Annotated in this window: 14 protein-coding genes and 1 riboswitch; of the genes, 7 read left to right on the top strand and 7 right to left on the bottom strand. The window is 48.0% G+C overall.

The window, feature by feature from the left end:
- Positions 1–54 precede the first annotated feature (54 nt).
- The 3 genes from NLX73_RS19670 (at position 55) to NLX73_RS19660 (ending at position 4,738) form a co-directional block, all read left to right on the top strand.
- The gene (locus tag NLX73_RS19670; RefSeq protein WP_254327087.1) at positions 55–1,287 is read left to right on the top strand and encodes an MFS transporter; all 1,233 of its coding nucleotides are present in this window, start codon (positions 55–57) and stop codon (positions 1,285–1,287) included.
- 392 nt (positions 1,288–1,679) lie between these two features.
- Positions 1,680–2,813 (top strand): virulence factor, encoded by a 1,134-nt coding sequence (locus NLX73_RS19665; RefSeq protein WP_254327086.1) that lies wholly within the window; start codon positions 1,680–1,682, stop codon positions 2,811–2,813.
- Positions 2,814–2,934: 121 nt separating this feature from the next.
- Positions 2,935–3,137: riboswitch (Lysine riboswitch) on the top strand.
- A gap of 134 nt (positions 3,138–3,271) precedes the next feature.
- Complete coding sequence (locus NLX73_RS19660) at positions 3,272–4,738, top strand: amino acid permease (protein WP_069290395.1); 1,467 nt, start codon at positions 3,272–3,274, stop codon at positions 4,736–4,738.
- Between the two features lie 118 nt (positions 4,739–4,856).
- Here the strand turns inward: NLX73_RS19660 and NLX73_RS19655 are convergent, their stop codons facing one another.
- Positions 4,857–6,233: an MFS transporter gene (locus tag NLX73_RS19655; protein WP_254327085.1), complete on the bottom strand. Its 1,377-nt coding sequence runs from the start codon at positions 6,231–6,233 to the stop codon at positions 4,857–4,859.
- A 47-nt stretch (positions 6,234–6,280) separates the two neighbouring features.
- The gene (locus NLX73_RS19650) at positions 6,281–7,408 is read right to left on the bottom strand and encodes a transglutaminase domain-containing protein (protein ID WP_165179339.1); all 1,128 of its coding nucleotides are present in this window, start codon (positions 7,406–7,408) and stop codon (positions 6,281–6,283) included.
- A 280-nt stretch (positions 7,409–7,688) separates the two neighbouring features.
- On the opposite strand from NLX73_RS19650, the gene NLX73_RS19645 reads away from it, so the two are divergent.
- From NLX73_RS19645 to NLX73_RS19635, 3 genes are read left to right on the top strand one after another with little or no spacing between them, the layout of a single operon-like run.
- Positions 7,689–7,934 (top strand): FeoA family protein, encoded by a 246-nt coding sequence (locus tag NLX73_RS19645; RefSeq protein WP_016820309.1) that lies wholly within the window; start codon positions 7,689–7,691, stop codon positions 7,932–7,934.
- Entirely contained in the window at positions 7,925–9,934 is a 2,010-nt protein-coding gene (gene feoB / locus NLX73_RS19640; protein WP_254327084.1) for a ferrous iron transport protein B, read from the top strand. The genes NLX73_RS19645 and feoB overlap by 10 nt, the downstream gene beginning before the upstream one ends.
- A 36-nt stretch (positions 9,935–9,970) precedes the next feature.
- Positions 9,971–10,147, top strand: coding sequence for a FeoB-associated Cys-rich membrane protein (locus NLX73_RS19635; protein ID WP_081112420.1), 177 nt, complete (start codon positions 9,971–9,973; stop codon positions 10,145–10,147).
- A gap of 88 nt (positions 10,148–10,235) precedes the next feature.
- On the opposite strand, the gene xylB is transcribed toward NLX73_RS19635, so the two are convergent.
- Both xylB and xylA read right to left on the bottom strand, forming a co-directional pair.
- A complete protein-coding gene (xylB, locus tag NLX73_RS19630) occupies positions 10,236–11,759 on the bottom strand; it encodes a xylulokinase (protein WP_254327083.1) in 1,524 nt (507 codons plus the stop codon).
- A 57-nt stretch (positions 11,760–11,816) separates the two neighbouring features.
- A complete protein-coding gene (xylA, locus tag NLX73_RS19625; protein WP_254327082.1) occupies positions 11,817–13,133 on the bottom strand; it encodes a xylose isomerase in 1,317 nt (438 codons plus the stop codon).
- 134 nt (positions 13,134–13,267) lie between these two features.
- On the opposite strand from xylA, the gene NLX73_RS19620 reads away from it, so the two are divergent.
- Positions 13,268–14,440: an ROK family transcriptional regulator gene (locus tag NLX73_RS19620; protein ID WP_254327081.1), complete on the top strand. Its 1,173-nt coding sequence runs from the start codon at positions 13,268–13,270 to the stop codon at positions 14,438–14,440.
- Between the two features lie 72 nt (positions 14,441–14,512).
- On the opposite strand, the gene NLX73_RS19615 is transcribed toward NLX73_RS19620, so the two are convergent.
- Genes NLX73_RS19615 through NLX73_RS19605 form a run of 3 tightly spaced genes read right to left on the bottom strand, consistent with a single transcriptional unit; the run spans position 14,513 to position 18,764 of the window.
- Complete coding sequence (locus NLX73_RS19615; protein ID WP_254327080.1) at positions 14,513–15,970, bottom strand: glycoside hydrolase family 1 protein; 1,458 nt, start codon at positions 15,968–15,970, stop codon at positions 14,513–14,515.
- 16 nt (positions 15,971–15,986) lie between these two features.
- Entirely contained in the window at positions 15,987–16,823 is an 837-nt protein-coding gene (gene licT, locus NLX73_RS19610) for a BglG family transcription antiterminator LicT (protein ID WP_254327079.1), read from the bottom strand.
- Positions 16,824–16,874: 51 nt separating this feature from the next.
- Complete coding sequence (locus NLX73_RS19605) at positions 16,875–18,764, bottom strand: beta-glucoside-specific PTS transporter subunit IIABC (protein WP_254327078.1); 1,890 nt, start codon at positions 18,762–18,764, stop codon at positions 16,875–16,877.
- Between the last annotated feature and the right edge of the window lie 155 nt (positions 18,765–18,919).

Here is an 18,919-nt window from a genome sequence, read left to right as displayed (position 1 = left end):
TTAATTGTTTGTATTAACAAGTTGCTTATTTTATGATTAAGGAGTGTTTAATTAATGAGTAAATTACGAACCCGTCATACCGTTATACAGAAAGGAAATGTTGCTCTCCCTTATGCATGGATGACTGTAATCCTATGTTGGTCGGCGGTTGTCGTCATGTCCAGCCTGTATGTGACGATCCCTTTGCTCCCTTTCTTTGCTAAAGTATTTGGAAAAACGCTTGCTGAAGCAGCCCTGCCGGGCAGTATCTTTTCCTTAGGCTTTGCGGCAGGATGTCTTGTTTATGGTGGATTGTCTGACCGCTTTGGACGAAAGCAGGTTATCGTCACCGGACTGCTCGCACTAACGATTTTTTCTTTGTCCATCAGTTTAACCAGTCAGTATTCTGTATTGGTTATACTGCGCTTGCTTCAAGGTTTGGCTGCAGCCACCTTTTCTCCCGTTGCTCTCGCATACGCCGTCGATATGTTTCCGGTCGAAAAACGGGTAACAGCTATCGGCTTTATCAGCACCGGTTTTCTAGTAGCGGGCATTGCTGGACAGGTATTTAGTATTGTCATCAGCGAACAAATGGGATGGAATACGGTATTTCGGATGCTAGGCGTTTTGTATGCAATTACCTTCCTAATCGTCCTTTTTTTCCTACCTAAAACCCCTTCCCCTCAACGAGGTGTTCGCATTTGGTCAGCTTTCAGTCAATTAGGGACCGTCCTGCGCTCGTATCCTTTATGGTTAACCTACACGGTCGCTTTTGTTCTCCTGATGTCCTTTGTGAGCATGTATACGGTTTTGGGTAGCTATCTTAGCGGCCCTGAATTTGGCCTGAATAGCCGACAGATGCTTTATGTCAGATCCGCTGGTATCATCGGCATGCTCCTTTCACCATTCGCCGGAAAGCTGGGCCAGAAATTCGGTGTGCATATTATATTACGTACAGCCCTTATTCTTGCTATCCTCAGTTTGGCACTAATGGGAATGACGCATTCTCTGATAGCTATCGTAGTATTGAGTGTATGTTTTGTCAGCGGTATTGCCCTGAGTGTCCCTTCACTTATAGCAATCGTCGGCCAGCTCGGCGGTGCAGCAAGGGCTATAGCCGTCTCACTGTATACCTTCGTCCTGTTTGCCGGTACGAGTCTAGCCCCTACGCTTTCCATTCGTTTGATGGGAAATGGCAGTAATCAGACAACTACATTTATGATGCTGGCAGCTGTTCTGTCTGTGGGCTTTATCGCCTCCCTGCTCATTCGCCAACAGCAGAACGATCCGCTGAAGCGGGATGCATAGTACAGCATCAAACTATAAACCGAACTTAAAAGCTACCTATAGTGCCACTGCGCAGTCGGATGGTGCTTCCCATCGCCACCGCCCCCGGATTTCTAGAATAAAGCCTATGACTAGGGTAAAAATCCGGGGACAAAAGCGACCGCTACGCTTGTACAGCACCATTCCGCCTACTCCGTTTTCATGTTAATTTTCCGAGTTCGGCTTATATAGCATCCTGTTTTTATTAAAAAAACCTCTATATTCATCAGACATGTTTACCTGAATTAGTGTGAGATATGTCATTGTGTTTTTTCCTGTATACGCGAACTTATCTTTGGAGACATTCGCAGAATGAGTTACAATACAGATAAGCTATATATGGAGAACTTTTGAACAGGAGGCTGTACTGAGCTATGAAAATAACATCTATCGAGCCTACTCCCAGTCCGAACACCATGATGCTGCATCTGGATGAGCGACTGGAAGCGGGTATCCGCAGAACATATACACGGGACAATGAGCGTTCCGCTCCCCCATTTATCCGGCGCATGCTGGGCATTGAAGGGGTCAAAAGCGTGTTTCATACGACTGACTTTGTAGCCCTTGACCGCAAAGGGAATGCAGATTGGTCCACCATTCTGGGTCAAGTCCGGGATCAGCTAGGCGAGGAAGGCGCTGACGCCAATTGGGATTTGCCAGAGGAAACCTCTGGAGAAGCATTTGGCGAGGCACAGGTCTTTGTGCAATTTTTCCGTGGTATTCCAATGCAAATTCGAGTCAAGGCGGGGCAGCAGGAGGAACGAATTTCCTTGTCCGACCGCTTCGTGCAGGCCGTCACCCGTGTAGCGAGTGCAACGCTGATCAAGGAACGCAAGCTGAGCGATTACGGCGTCCGCTACGGTGAACTGCCGGACATTGCACGCGAGGTCGAGCAGGAATTGGAGGCAGCCTTTCCACAGGATCGGCTGGAGCAGATTATCCAACAGGCGATTGCCCACGGCGCAAACAACAGCGAATTCGTAGAGGAACGCCGCGAATGGAGCGATGCCGAGCTGGAGAAGGCCCTGCAACACGAGGATTGGCGCACACGCTACGCTGCGCTGGATCGGCTGGAGCCGACGCCTGAGCATTTGCCGCTTATCCGGCAAGCGCTGCATGACGACAAAATGCAGCTGCGGCGGCTGGGCGTCGTCTATCTGGGCGATATTCGCTCACCGGAGGCGATGGATCTGCTAGCCGAGGCGCTGCGCGATCCTTCAGCGGCAGTACGCCGCACCGCAGGCGACACGTTGTCGGACATCGGCGACCCGGTCGCTACCAGCGCAATGATCGGAGCCCTGTCGGATAGCAGCAAGTTGGTGCGCTGGCGGGCGGCACGTTTTTTATACGAGGTTGGAACCGAGGATGCACGTGATGCGCTGGAGAAGGCTGTCGATGATCCCGAATTCGAGGTTAGTCTGCAGGCTAAAATGGCGCTGGAACGCATCGAATCAGGCGAACAAGCCGCGGGCACAGTTTGGCAGCAGATGGCCAAGCGGAACTCTTAATTTAAGATTCTACGAGTGATTTTCAAAAAATTGTCGATTGTCAGAAGATGTACAGGTACGATATACTGTAGTTCGCTATACAATAAAATATCATGTCATACACCTCATCAACCCTGTTTTATGATGAGGTAGAGGTCGCGGATGTAATCAGTACACCGGAGGAGACGATAAGAGCCGTCTGAGATTCCAGTGGAAAGGTACACCCGCCGAAGTATGCGGAGCTGACTCTTTGTAAATACTCCGAATGCTGGGGCTGCTAACCGAAAGGAGCAGAACTGTCACACGCTGTCCTAACACAGACACGTGTGTTGAGCTATCTTGTTATAGAAGAAGGTATGGTGCGGAATGCATAGACAAAACCGCAGGCGTATTCCCTGCGGTTTTTTGATTTATATACTCCCCCTCCTTCTGGCTCTTGCCCTGACATGAAATACAATTTCATGAAGGAGTGTTTGAATGTGCAACACAAAGCAACACCTGACGCAACCTTGCGTAAAAGTCTCAAAGCCCGCCATATGACGATGATCGCCCTCGGCGGCTCTATCGGTACGGGCCTGTTCCTCGCCAGTGGAGGCGCGGTTGCCGAAGCTGGACCGGGCGGTGCACTGCTGGCTTATGCAGCAGTTGGCCTCATGGTCTACTTCCTTATGACCAGCCTCGGTGAGTTGGCTACATTTATGCCTGAATCCGGCTCTTTTAACACCTATGCAGGTCGCTTCGTCGATCCGGCTTTTGGTTTCGCCATGGGCTGGAACTTCTGGTACAACTGGGCGGTGACGATTGCTGCCGAATTAGCAGCAGCGACCGTGCTCATCAAATATTGGTTCCCGGAAAGCCACTCTGCCTGGTGGAGTCTATTATTCCTAGCCGTAATCTTCGCGTTGAACGCATTGACAGTCAAAGGCTACGGTGAGTCTGAATACTGGTTCGCCATGATTAAAATTGTGACCGTGGTTATCTTTTTGACCGTAGGTGTGCTGATGATCTTCGGCATTATGGGTGGTCCTGCAGTCGGATTTGCCAACTTCACGGTAGGAGACGCCCCGTTCCATGGCGGATTCTTTGCTGTATTGGGCGTATTCATGGCAGCGGGCTTTTCCTTTCAGGGAACGGAGCTGATTGGGGTAGCCGCTGGAGAGAGCGAAAATCCACGTGAAAATGTGCCGCGCGCCATCCGTCAAATCTTTTGGCGCATCCTGTTCTTTTATATTCTCGCGATTCTCGTGATTGGATTGATCATTCCATACACCAATCCAAATCTGCTGCGGGGAGATATCAGTGACATCGGGGTCAGCCCGTTCACGCTCGTATTTGAAAAAGCAGGGCTTGCGATTGCTGCTTCTGTTATGAACGCCGTTATTTTGACTTCCGTATTGTCGGCAGGTAACTCGGGTATGTACGCGGCAACTCGGGTACTATACGCTTTGGCACGGGAAGGTAAAGCCCCGCGTTTCCTCGGACGTATCAATAGACGCGGCATTCCTATGAATGCGCTGCTGATCACGACCGCTGTCGGTATGCTAGCCTTTCTCGCCTCCCTGTATGGAGACGGTGTAGTCTATAACTGGCTGCTGAATGCTTCTGGAATGTGCGGATTTATTACGTGGGTCGGGATTGCAGTCAGCCATTATCGTTTCCGCCGTGCCTTTACTGCACAGGGCCACAGTCTGAGTGAGCTTCCATACAAAGCCCGCTGGTTCCCGTTTGGGCCGTTGTTTGCCTTCGCTCTGTGTATCATTGTCATTATCGGGCAAGGGGCGGATGCCTTCACCGGACAGGAGATTGACTGGAAAACGATGATCGCTACGTATATGAGTGTGCCGCTGTTCCTTCTGCTGTGGCTCGGCTACAAATGGATCAAACGTACTAAAATCGTTCCGTTAAAAGAATGTGATTTGAGTCCAGATGCTTCTTCGGATAAATAATAGAAAAACTAAAAAAAGCCCGTTCTCCACATATCAGGGAAAACACGCTGATAAACCTGGTCCAAGACCATTTATCCGCATTTTCACCTGTATATGCCCGGAGACGGGCTTTTTCTGTTTATTTGGAGGAAGGTTGCAATGAAGCTGACAAAGACATGGATAAGGCACGACGACTAAAAACACCGTATATAACAGCAATCAGCGTCAGCACTGCAGAAAACAAGTACAAATTAACGATGCCTAGATGATCTGCAATCCAGCCCATTAACAGGAGCGAAATACAAAAGGTCAAACTTGTCAGTGTGGCCTGGGCAGACAGCACCTTGGGCAAATCATGTACAGACACACTCATCTGCATCATCGTGCGGCGGGATACGACAGACATTTCCGCAGGTAGTCCCATCAACAACACGATAAGCAACGTCAGCGGCGGTAATGTGTTCAGTGCATACCATGCTGTCAGCAGCCCGTAGCCTGCCATCCCCGCCAACATGGCGGGTAGCAGCCTGCGCTGCAAATGCTTGACGCAGGCGAGGACAACGATGCCGCCGCCAATCGCTCCTGCAAAATACGCTGCATTGATGTATCCCCACCATGCCTCGCTCTTGTGCAAAACCTGCTGGGCGAAAGCAAGCGTGAACGCGCCTACCCAAACCGAACCCCCTAGAAGGTCAATCATATCCATAAAAATAAGAGCTTTCAGTCTGCGACTGGCTCCGATAAGGCTCCAGCCTTCACGAAGTATTTCCTTTTTACGTTTGGGAGGTAGTGCGGGGCTCTCTGATTCCGGGCCATACAATGTATCTTCCAACTGTGAAGGGGGCAAGTCATGATGCCCTTGCCCGGGCTCAGTACCAGCTTCGGAAACCGAAACATCTCCACCTCGCACCCTTGTTCCAGGTTGCAGTAAATAATGGGCTTTACCCTCTAGTGGATCTCGAATCAAGCTGGTGAAGATCATTGCTACCATATAGAGTCCGCCAGCCACTAGCAGTGTTTTTTCCGAGCCTAGCATGGCTACGAGCACCCCACTAAGCCCCCACCCCGCTAATTGCACCGTCTGATCGCTGACCGATACCAGACTGTTTGCCCGCATGAGTCCTTCCCCGGACGCAAGGCGGGGAATCAGCGCATTACGTGCAGGCGTGGTCCAGCCGTCCAGAAAGGACATGGCTGCCACCAACGTAAACACAATCACCCATATCGGCTCCGTGCCCGCTGACCACAAGTGGCCCAGCAGAATAGCGAAGAAAACCAGCTGTCCGAACTGAGAAACGAATAAAATAAAAGGAAGCTGGAATCGGGCCAAAATGAGCGGTGCTAAAAAGCCGCTGATCATCTGTGCTCCCATTCGCAGCAACGGAACGAGCACCGAAGAGAAGATGGAGTCCGTTTCATGAAAAACCAGAGACACAAGTGCCATAATGTAAAGAATGTCGGCCGCATTAGACATGGTCTGCGTGCCAAGCAAATAGGTAAAGGAACGCTTGTGCATATAAATAAAATACTCCTTTGTTGATGTAGCTTTTTACAGCAAGATGATTAGGTCCATTTCAGGGTTACACGAAGATTGCCGGTACTTCCTAGATCCGTAATCTGATAGGAAATGGATTTCAAACCGAGTTGATATAAGGATTGTAAATCCTCCTTGAGACTTCGCTCCGTTCCCTGATAGGCAAAGGTAAGTGTCGTCCCTCCCTTATTTACAATCTTACGTACCTGTTCCTTAATGTCGGCAGATGATTTAACCAGACCCTTGCCGTCTTGCAGCGGATATTCGAGGGTATTGTACAGTTTTTGATACACAGCAGCCTTTGATCCTCCGGCAGTTACCAGTGCTGATAAGGTTTCCCGATACGATGTATTCGCTTGAGGATACGGCTTAACCCATGAGTGATCCCGCCGCATTTCGGTATCCGTCAGCAGATAATATGAAGTGCTTACCTCGTTCGCGCGATCCGGGGTTGGATCATCCCATGTCGTATCCATGTGATACCATCGACCATCTAATAAAACCAGATTCCATGCATGCAGCTGGCCCCCTGCTCTTCCTTCCACAATCCGGTTCGTAATGCCTGCACGTTCCAGCATTTTATAGGCCAGCAGTGAATAACCCTGACAGACCGTGCTTCCCGTTTTCAGGCCATCATAGGCTGTGTACTTTTGCTGTGCTTCATCATACTTCAGGCGAACGACGATCCAATCATGAATGGCCTTTACCTTCTCATGATCCGTCATTCCCTTCGTAATAATATCCCCCAGCACCGCTTTAACTGTGCTATCCACATATGCTGTCTGTTCCTTCGTCTCCCGGTAGCTTAGACGAATCGTAACCTGAGCGGAGGTCGTTGTGCCTGTATAGCTGAATGCGTAGCTTTTGATCGTATAATTTACATACGGATCGCTCTCCATGGCCTGTTGGATGGCCGTCTGTAATTGCTGCTTGAGACCGTTCACTCGCCCTTGATATGTAAAGGTCAGCGTTTCACTCCGCGTAGCCATTGCCTGTAAAAGCTTGTTCTGAAGCTGCTGCGATGATACGGATGGAGCCGGCTTAACCGACGTCGCATACACATTGCTGCCCCACTCCACAGCCTGCGGCAGCAACACAGCCAGCGCTGCACCCGCAACCAGACATTTTACAAGCCTAACCCCGATTTTTCTGTTCATACAGAGCGTTCCTGCCCTTCTTAGCATAGTTGTAAACAGCTATATCTTACCATAAAAACAGTTGCCCCAAACGCTCTAGTTTTGTCGGTTGCAGACGAGTAAGGGTGCAGTTCAAGACAGGTTATGACATCATACTCGGCTATATAACAGATCGGATAATGAGCAAACATCTCGTTCGTAGAGAGTTTTATCACAGCAATCTAGATTTCCTCATGATATGGTACTGGCATCGGAAGTAAATGATATTGATTCTCATTCTAGATCAGAAAGGCTGAGCACCATGCCAGAATGTATCTCACTCCTTCGTACGCCACTGGGTCAGACTGTGCGTTTGCAATCTCTCGCCCCTCTTCATCCCTCATTACGCCGCCGCTTAACAGACATGGGCATTAACGAAGGTTCCATCATACGGTTAAAAAAAATCAGTTTATTGGGCGGTCCTATTGTCATTGAATGCAACGGCCAGCTGGTCGGCCTTCGTCAAAATCAGGTGAAACAACTGGAGGTTGTTCCAACATGGACATGATCGCTCTATTCGGTAATCCCAACACAGGAAAAACCTCATTATTTAACAAGCTGACTCGTACGTATGCAGAAGTAGGAAACTGGTCCGGCGTCACAGTGGAAAAGAAAACAGGAATCCTGCGTGACAAGTCTGCCGTATTGGTGGATTTGCCGGGCGCCTACTCTTTACTCCCTCTTTCGCTGGATGAAGGTGTCGCAACTCGATATTTGCTGGAAGAACCTCCTACGGCCCTGATCAACATTGTGGATGCCTCCCAGCTCCAGCGTAATCTCTATCTGACCGTACAACTACTGGAGTATGGCCGTCCGCTTGTACTTGGCTTAAACATGACTGACGTAGCCGATGCCACGGGTCTTCGTGTAAACAAGGAATTGTTAGCCGATCAATTGAACGTTCCCATCATTCCTATGGTGGCGCGTACAGGCAGTGGAAGTAAGCAAATGCTCGCTTCTCTTCGGGAGGTAAGACGTACATCCAATGCTTTTCAATTGGACTACGGCCCTACCGTTGAAGCTGCTATTACCGATATTTGCGACTTGCTGCCAAATGCACCTGTGCCGCAACTGCGGTGGGCCGCACTGCAATGTCTGGAAGGCAATCCTGTCGTCATGGAATGGATGACGAATGAGGTACAGCGTGAACAAGTAACTGCACGCATCCACCGTTGCGAGGAAGAACTTCTCGGTGAAGGCCATGCCATCACCCCTGCTCAGCGTATTCGTTCTGTACGAACAGCATGGATTGCTGATCTGTGCACCAAGGCACTCGACACCTCCAAACTCAGACCGCACAGCCTGACGGATAGGCTGGATGCACTATTAACTCACCGATATCTGGGGATTCCGATCTTTTTGCTGCTGATGTACGCTACCTTCAAGTTCACCTTCGATTGGGCGGGTACGATCCTTTCAGATATGCTGGATGGATTTTTTTCAGGGACACTCAGCACTTGGATTTCTGAGTTACTCGTTCACTTGAACGCGTCCGCTTTTACGCAAAGTCTAGTCGTGGATGGCATCGTGGCTGGAGTCGGGGGTGTGCTTGTTTTTCTGCCTCAAATTGCTATTTTATTTCTGATAATTTCAGTGATTGAAGACTCCGGGTATATGGCACGGGTCACGATACTCATGGATCGCCTGATGCAAGCTGTAGGCTTGAACGGGAAAAGCTTCATTCCCTTCATCATCGGATTTGGCTGCAATGTCCCTGCGATTATGGCGGCACGCACCATTGAACAGCCCAGAGAACGTCTCATTACCACGTTGCTGGTGCCCTTTATGTCGTGTTCAGCCCGCCTGCCGGTATATGCGTTGTTTGCGGGTGTGTTTTTCCCAACACATGCGGCAAGCATCATCATGCTGATGTATGTGTTAGGAATCATCGTTTCACTTATACTTGCCAAAATTTTTTCCAAAGTATCCATTTTGTCGGGTGAGCCCTCCCTCTTCATCGTGGAACTTCCTCCCTATCGAGTGCCGCAGGCTCTTACACTATTCCGCAGCACATGGGAGAAGGTCAAAGGCTTCGTCCGTAAAGCCGGAACCATTATTCTTGCAGGTTCCGTTGGCATCTGGCTCTTGTCCAATTTCGGTCCGCAGGGCTTCGGGGCAGAAATGAATGACAGCCTGCTTGCCACCGTTGGGGGTTGGTTCGCTCCATTACTGGCCCCTCTCGGTTTTGGCACCTGGCAAGCAGGAGCTTCCCTGCTCACAGGCTTTATGGCCAAGGAAGTTGTCGTATCAACGATGAATATTATTTACCACGTTCCCGATATGCAGGGACTTGAACTACAAGTCAGACAGGCCTTTACACCGCTTGCCTCTTTTAGCTTTATGGTGTTCATTCTGCTGTATGTTCCGTGTCTGGCTACGGTAGCGGTCATTCGAAAAGAAACCCTTTCGTGGCGTTGGACCGCATTTTCTGTGATCTATCCTTTGACCGTCGCATATATCATCACCGTTTTGATCTATCAATGTGGCAGATTATTAGGTTGGGGTTAAGTCAGGCCCTATAGTAAATAAAAGGAAGTGAATTCCATGATCAATATCATCATTTTATTGGCGATCCTCGGTTATAGTGCATGGGTGCTGGTACGATTTTTGCGAAAAAGCCGTCAAGGCGCCTGTGCGGGGTGTTCGTCGAGCAAGTCATGTCCTGGCTGTGCCGTAAGTTCTATGAATGAAGATCATGCGAAAATCAAGAAAAGTATTTAATTCATGCTCATCATCACATGAAAAAAGCGGCTCGGGGGGGTTCTTCCACCCGAAGCCGCTTCTTATTTACACTTAAAGCTCACCGTATTCAGCGATATACTGCCAAATGCTCACTTAGCTCTCGCGTGTGCAAGTAAACTTCACGGTACAGCTCGTATAGGCCTTCATACTGTGCCACACGTTCTGGGTTCGGGGAATATCTCGCTGCTTCACGCAGAAAAGCTTCAGCGCACGCTTGCAGAGATTCAAACCAGCCGCTACCATAAGCAGCCAGCATGGCCGCTCCCAAGGCAGGTCCCTGTTCGCTTTCCAGCTTAATGATATCCGCGTTAAAAATATCTGCCTGCATTTGCAGCCATGCCTCATTACGCGCACCGCCGCCGATGGAAATCACTTCATTCACCGTTTTGCCCGTTCCTCTCAGAATATCAATGGATTCCTTGAGCGAAAACGTAATTCCCTCCAGCACCGCTCGTGTAAAATGCGCAAGCTTATGCCCCGCATCCATCCCGATAAAGCTACCTCGAATGGTTGCATCTGGATGAGGTGTACGCTCGCCGACGATATAAGGCGTGAACAGCAGCCCTCGGCTGCCTGGTTCAATAGAGTTCACATCTGCCAACAGTGCATCAAAAGAATGCTCTGGTGCAAAGGTATCCTTAAACCAAGTCAAGCTGTATCCGGCCGCGAGCGTAACCCCCATAATATAATAAGCATCCTGCTCACTATGATTAAAAAAATGTGCCCGTCCCTGTACATCAATATCCTTGCGTTCCTCATAGGAAAGTACAACCCCTGAGGTGCCGATGCTGCACAGGGTGCGGCCTTCGCTCAAAATGCCAGCGCCAATCGCGCCACATGCGTTGTCCGCACCACCTGCAAAGACCTTCGTTTCAGGCGAAAGCCCGCTCTGCTCCGCAATCTCCGGCAACAGTGTACCCGTCTGATCAAAGGATTCCACCAACGGCGGGAACAGCGACAACGGTAGGTCAAACGCGGCAGCGATCTCTTCGCTCCACTGCTTGTTCGCAATATCCAGCAGCAGCGTGCCCGCCGCATCCGAATACTCCGTTGCCAGCTCTCCTGTCAGACAGTAGCGCACATAATCTTTGGGCAGCATAAAATGTGCCGCACGGGCCAGCACGTCTGGCTCATGCTCCTGCACCCACAGCAGCTTGGGTAGCGTGAAGCCTTCCAGCGCGCGATTACGTGCGATGTTCAGCAGCTCCGATCCGAGCTTTTCTTCAATACGACGGCATTGTGCTGTTGTACGCGTGTCATTCCACAGAATAGCCGGACGAAGCACTTGGCCTTCCTTGTCAGTCAGCACAAGCCCGTGCATCTGTCCCGAAAAGCTAATACCGTCCACGACATCTGTGCCGCCGATTCCAGCCTTCTCCACAAGCTGTTTCAGTGATGCTAACGTGCCACTGACCCAGTCCTCAGGGTGCTGTTCGCTATACCCTGCCTTCGGCTGATAGAGCGGATAAGACTGGGAGGTTTCATAAGCTACCTGCCCCTTGCGGTTAACCAGCACCGTTTTGACCGCGCTGGTACCCAAATCTACGCCAATGACATAGCGTTCCTGCTCCTGATTTAGCTTCTCGTGCATTGGAGTTCCTCCTTCCTTGTCATCGTGCAGCCGTTGTTTCATATATAAGTCCTGGTATTAGTCAGCCAAAATGTACTGATTTAATGTTGCTTTTAAATATTCCTGACGACCGGATACGTTTTTGCGTGGTGTTTCGTTCGCCAGAGCATATTCAGCCAGAGAAGCAAGCGTTGCTTTTCCAGATACGATGTCTGCTCCAATACCTTCTTTAAAGCTGCTGTAGCGCTTCTCAATAAAGTCCTCAAACACACGATCCTCGATCAGTTTGGCAGCTACCTTCAACCCCTTCGCATACGTATCCATACCTGCGATGTGCGCAAGGAACAAGTCTTCCGGCTCAAATGATGCTCTGCGCACCTTGGCATCAAAGTTGATACCGCCACGGCCCAAGCCTTCATTTTGCAGCACTTCATACATGGTTAGTGTGGCATCATACAGATCAACCGGGAATTCGTCCGTATCCCAGCCCAGCAGCAAATCTCCCTGATTTGCATCCAGTGATCCCAGCATGCCATTAATCCGTGCTACACGTACTTCATGATCAAAAGTATGACCTGCCAAAGTTGCATGATTAGCTTCCAGATTAAGCTTGAAATGCTGATCCAAATCATATTTTTGCAGGAAGGCAATCGTCGTCGCCGCATCAAAATCATACTGATGCTTCGTTGGCTCCTTCGGTTTTGGCTCAATCAGGAACTGGGCGTCAAAGCCAATTTCACGCGCATAGTCTACGGCCATATGGAACATACGTCCCAAATTGTCCTGCTCCAGCTTCAAATCCGTGTTCAGCAGTGTTTCGTAGCCTTCACGGCCTCCCCAGAAAACATAGTTATCTGCGCCCAGACGTTTGCCCACTTCCAGTCCTTTTTTAATCTGAGCAGCTGCGTGTGCGTATACATCTGCATTGCAAGTCGACGCAGCCCCATGCAAATAACGTGGATGGCTAAACATGTTTGCCGTGTTCCACAGCAGTTTTTTCCCTGTAGTTTTCATATGTTCCTCAATCAGATCCACGATGGTATCCAGATTGCTGTAAAATTCCTTCAATGACGCGCCTTCTGGTGCAATATCCACATCATGAAAAGCAAAATAAGGTAAATTCAGCTTATCCAGCAGCTCAAAGGCAGCCTCCACACGTGCCTTCGCCAAATCCAGCCCGGTAAACTTGGACCATGGACGTTCCGCTGTTTCTACACCAAAAGGATCGGAGCCGCCTGCAACCAGTGTATGCCAATAGGCCATGCTAAAACGCAAATGCTCCTCCATCGTTTTTCCCGCTACAATTTCCTGTGGATTATAAAATTTGAACGCAAAAGGATTGTCGGATTGCTTGCCCTCAAAGTTAATTTTAGATACCTGTTCGAAATAAGCCATTATAAGTTCCTCCTTTGTAGTAAACGTTTACAAAAACGATTCTAGCACAGCCAAAAGACTTTGTCTATTGCTTAAACTAAGTTTGTTTTTATGATATAATATTAGGAATTACACCAACAGGAAGTGAATTAACCATGAATGTCACTGGCGATCAGGCGCTTGTCAAAAAGCTAAATAAATCTATTGTGCTGGAGCGTATTCGCCTTCATGCTCCGCTATCCCGGGCACAGTTATCCAGTCAAACTGGATTAAACAAGGCTACCGTTTCCAATCTGGTGGCAGAGCTCATCACCGATGGACTTGTATATGAGACGGGATTAGGGGAATCCAGCGGCGGGCGTAAGCCTTTAATGCTGCTGTTCAACAGCCGTGCAGGCTTTGTACTCGGTATTGAGGTGAGCGTACAGTACATCAAGGGCGCTCTGACTGATCTGGCAGGTACCATTGAAACTGAGCTTACCCTTTCCCTTACTCAGCATGATCCCGCCTTTGTTATGGAACAGATTCGAAAGCTCGTTCAGGAGCTCATGCAGGCCACTCCTCCCTCCCCTCACGGTATTGTCGGCATTGGGCTGGGGGTGCCGGGTATGGTAGATGAAACCGGAACCGTTTTGTTTGCACCCAATCTGGGCTGGGAAGAGGTTCCGCTGCGGCAGCAACTTGAGGCCGAGCTAGGTCTGCCCGTCGTAGTGGATAACGAAGCTAACGTCGGCGCACAGGGCGAGTTGTACTATGGTATGGACGGCGATCACCGACAGCAGGTGCGGGATCTGGTCTACATCAGTGCAGGGTCCGGGATCGGGGCCGGGATTATCATTGATGGCAAACCGTATCAAGGAGCTTGGGGGTACGCCGGAGAGACGGGTCATATGACCATTGATTGGAACGGACGACTCTGCTCCTGCGGTAGTCGCGGCTGCTGGGAACTCTATGCTTCAGAGAAGGCGTATGTAGCATCCACATTGAAACTGCCTGCACAGAATACAGCGGAATTACTGCCATTTGCTCAGCAAGGTGAAGCAATTACATTAAGCGTCCTTGATGATATTGGGCGATATTTGGGTGTGGGTATTACCAACATTGTGAACAGCCTCAACCCCGGAATGCTTATCATCGGCGGTCCACTGGCGGAAGCCAGACCTTGGTTGGAGCAAAGCATGCGTGATGTGATTGACGAACGTGCCCTGCCCTATCACCGTCGGCAACTACAGATTCGTTTCTCCACGCTTGGCAGCCGTTCGACGATGCTAGGTGCCGCCTATGCAGCAACAGCTCCTTTTCTGGGGCGAGTACGCGTGTCTTTATAAGAAAAAAAAGCGTACGGGAACACTTAGGTTCCTGTACGCCCACTTTTCTCGGAATTTCGGAAAATTTTCTTCTTACAACCCGTTATTGGAGATAACATCCTTATACCAGTAGAAGCTCTTTTTTCGTTTTCTTTCAAGTGTCCCGTTACCGTCATTGTCTTTGTCCACATATATAAATCCGTATCTTTTTTCCATTTCAGATGAGGAATAACTGACCAAGTCGATCGCTCCCCAGCTGGTGTAACCCATGAGTTCAACCCCGTCTAGAATCGCTTCATGCATTTGTTCAAAATGTGCGCGGAAGTAATCAATACGATAATCATCCTGAATACTACCATCTTCCTCCACCTTGTCGTATGCCCCCAAGCCATTTTCTACAATGAACAACGGTACTTCATAGCGGCTGTAGAGCTCATTCAGAGAAAGTCTCAAGCCGACCGGGTCAACCTGCCAGCCCCAATCACTCGTTTCCAGATAAGGATTTTTAACGCCGCCAATCGTATTCCCACTGACTTTTTCCATGCCTTCACTATCCGCACTAGCAACCAACGACATATAGTAACTAAAGGAAATGAAATCCACCGGATGTGTTTTCAAAATTTCATCGTCACCCTCGAGCTTTTCAATCACGATTTCCTTTTCACGGAAGAAGCGTTTCATATAATGGGGATACACTCCGCGAACCTGTACATCCGTGAAAAAATAGTTGAATTGATTATCTTTAAATGCTGCCAGAATATCCTGCGGATTACAGGTGTGCGGATACGTCGTTAGCCGGGTTAACATACAACCGATTTTAGAATCCGGAATGATTTCGTGGCAGTATTTTACGGCCAGAGCACTAGCTATAAATTGATGATGCAGACCCTGATAAACCGCTAGCTCTACATTTTCAAAGCGCTCTGGTAAAATACCACCGCTCGTAAACGGATGGCGCACGATACTATCTATTTCATTAAAAGTGATCCAGTACTTTACTTTATTTTGGTATCTTTTAAATACAGTCTTACAAAAATGGATAAAGAAATCTACAACTTTCCGTTGGGTCCAGCCCCCGTAATGGTTTACAAGATACATCGGCATTTCGTAATGGGACAGGGTGACAAGTGGCTCTATCCCGTTTTTATGCATTTCATCAAACAGCCGATCATAAAATTGCAGTCCTGCCTCGTTAGGCTTGTCCTCATCTCCGTTGGGAAAAATACGCGTCCAAGCAATAGAAACTCGCAATGTTTTAAATCCCATTTCACCAAACAATGCTAAATCTTCGGGATAGCGGTGATAAAAATCAATTCCCTGACGTTTGGGATAATCATGATCTGACGTGTCCTGCATCGCCTTTTGGATATGTTCCTCAGTCATTGAATTGTGTTTTTTATAATCAGCTTTGCTCACATTCTTTTTGTAAATAGCCATATCTGCTGTAGATATCCCTTTACCATCGACATTCCAGGCGCCCTCCACCTGATTTGCGGCTACCGCACCTCCCCATAAAAAACCTTTCGGAAATGTTCTTTTCATTTCTGTCATCTCTAGCTCCTCCTCTTTAATTTCTACTTATGACTCGTTTTAAGTGAATGATCAGATACATGAGTTCTTCATCTGGGATCAAAAGTTCGAATTTGGCTTCAATATATTGTTGAATCGATAACGCACACTTCTCTTCTTCAGGGTACTTGTTCACAATTTGGCTCATTAATTCTGGATCTTGAGAATCCAACATTTTATGTTCGAGTAATCTCTGAACAAAAAATTGAAGGTGCGTTAGAAAACGCGAATAGTTGATGCTGTGGGTATCCAGTTCGATTTGGTAATGCAGTTTAATGATGTTCAAAATGTCTTTGACCGTATTGGTCATCAATAAAACCTGGTTCATATTGTTATCGGTCTGTTGAGCATTAACCAAATGAAAGGCGATATTCGCCGCTTCCTCTTCAGGCAGATCTAGACCAATACGCTTTTCAATCAAGGTGAGCGCATACAAGCCAATACCGAACTCTTCTGGATAAAACTTTTTGACCTCCCACAACATCCGATTCTGAATCTTCATATTTTCTTTAAATCGTTTGGTTGCCATATACAGATGGTCTGTCAGGGATACATATAAATGCTCATTCAAGTGACTGGATAGTGTATTTTTGGCATAAGAGATGATTTCGTCTGCCAGAATCAAATACTCTTTGGGCGTTTCCTTCATTAGCGCTGTCAGATCGGAAGACATGCTTTCATTTTCAAGAACATATATCTTTTCAATCTCGTTCTCATCGACGAAGTCACCAGGTTTGCTTTTAAAGCCGATACCTTTCCCCATCACGATAATTTCTTTGTGATCCTCACGTTTGGCAAGAACAATACTCGTATTGAGAACTTTAATTACTTTCATATCCAACGACCTCTCACTTTCCAGGCTTGATTCCCCCAACAAACACAACTGTTAAAGTACAGTAATCAGAGGCTTCTCCGGCCCTGTCTTTTCTGAACTTTCATGACCCATGATTTCCAGATAGTCCGCCGTGTTGGTCACAATAATCGGAGTTATCGTATCATACCCCGCTCTTTGTATGGCTTCAAGTTCAAATTCAATCAGAAGTTGTCCATGCTTAATTTCGTCCCCTTCCTGTACATGCACAGTAAAATGCTGGCCCTTCAGCTTAACAGTATCCAAACCGATGTGAATGAGCAGTTCTACGCCTTCAACTGATTTTAGGGCTATAGAATGCTTGGTGCGGAATACATTTGCTACGATGCCGTCAAAAGGTGCGACCACTTTTCCGCTACTTGGTTGAATAGCCATCCCTTTGCCCATCGCTTCCTGAGAGAATGCTTCATCTTTAACCTGCTGTAAGGGAATAACGGTGCCCTCCATAGGTGCGAAAATAACGGTTTTAGACTTGAAGCTTTTACTTATACTTTGTACTTTAGCAGGCTCGGGACGAGCTTCTATTTTAGCCGGTTCGGTAACCGTATCTTGAAAGCCGATCACATAAACTGCAATAAACGTCACAATGATCGAAATGGCCATCGTAATAAGCGCATATACCAGGTTAGAGTGATCTTCACTGATAAACATCGGCAGTGATGCAAAACCTGGACCCACAGCTGCATAAGCTTTTAAATTCATAAGACCTGCAAACAACCCGGCAACCCCGGCTCCAATCATACAGGCGAACAGTGTTTTTTTCAGGCGTAAATGTACGCCATACAAAGCGGGTTCCGTAATGCCGAATACCCCTGAAATACCTGCGGACAAAGCAATTTGTTTGAACTTGGGATCTTTCGTTTTCAGCGAGACGGCAAATGCACCCGCGCCTTGGGCCATATTGGAAGCCAACATGGCAACCAGTACCAATGTTTCATATCCTGGTGAAGCCAGGGCAGCAAAAATAATAGGATAGAATACTTTGTGCATGCCGAACATGACGATTAGCGGCATCACGATAGACATCAATACGACTGTAAGCCAGCCGATTCGTTCCTGAATCCAGAATACACCGTTGGACATACCTAAGCCCAAATACGTACCTAGAGGTCCTAAGGCAATGAGAGAAACAGGTGCGACAATCAGAATGACGATTAATGGTTTTAGAAATATTTTCACAGGTCCGGGAGAGATTTTATCAGCAAATTTCTCAATGTATGACATAAGCCATATGGTCAAAATAATAGGAATAACGGAGGTAGCGTATTGTACCGATGCTACGGGCAGGCCGGCAAATGTGACAGCTTTCTCACCTCCTAGCAAACTGATTAAGTTCGGATGAAGTAACACACCCCCTAGGAGTACGGATACGAATGGATTAGTCTTGAATTTCTGCGCGCTGGAGAAAGCCAGCAGCATAGGCAGAAAATAAAATGCCGCATCTGAGATTACACTAAGGATCATATACGTTTGGCTTTCCTTGCTCATGATTCCGGTTACTGTGCATAGCAAGAGCAGTGCTTTTAACATCCCTGATGCAGCAATGGCCGGGATAATAGGCTGGAAAATACCTGCAATCATGCTCGCAAAACTATTGAACAGTCCCTTAAAGCTTCGATCCATCTTCACTTTTTCGGCTTCATCAGAAGACGATTGATTCGGGTCCAGCAATTTGACTAGCTCATTGTAGACATAGCCTACATCATTTCCTATAATGACCTGATATTGTCCACCGCTATTCACGGCTCCCATAACTCCGTCCAAAGCTTTAATTTCATCTGTTTGTGCTAATTCCGGCTTACGAAGCGTCATCCGCAATCGAGTAGAGCAATGAATGACACTGTTAATATTATCGTTCCCGCCCACTTTGTTAAAAATGGATTGTGCGATATCTTTGTAATTCATGAGTTACACCTACCTTCTTAAAATAAGGAACAAAAAAAGACCTAAAAAGGGTAGGGAAAAATATCCTACCCAATCTAGGTCTTGCCTGCCGAACAGTAACACGCCTTTATTGGATATTGTGCTATTTAGTTAATTAGAAGTCATAATTGATGGTG

Source organism: Paenibacillus sp. CH40 (assembly GCF_024213605.1).
GTDB lineage: Bacteria > Bacillota > Bacilli > Paenibacillales > Paenibacillaceae > Paenibacillus > Paenibacillus polymyxa_B.
Note: the sequence above shows the minus strand (reverse complement) of the source record. Positions and strands in the feature narration are given on the sequence as shown.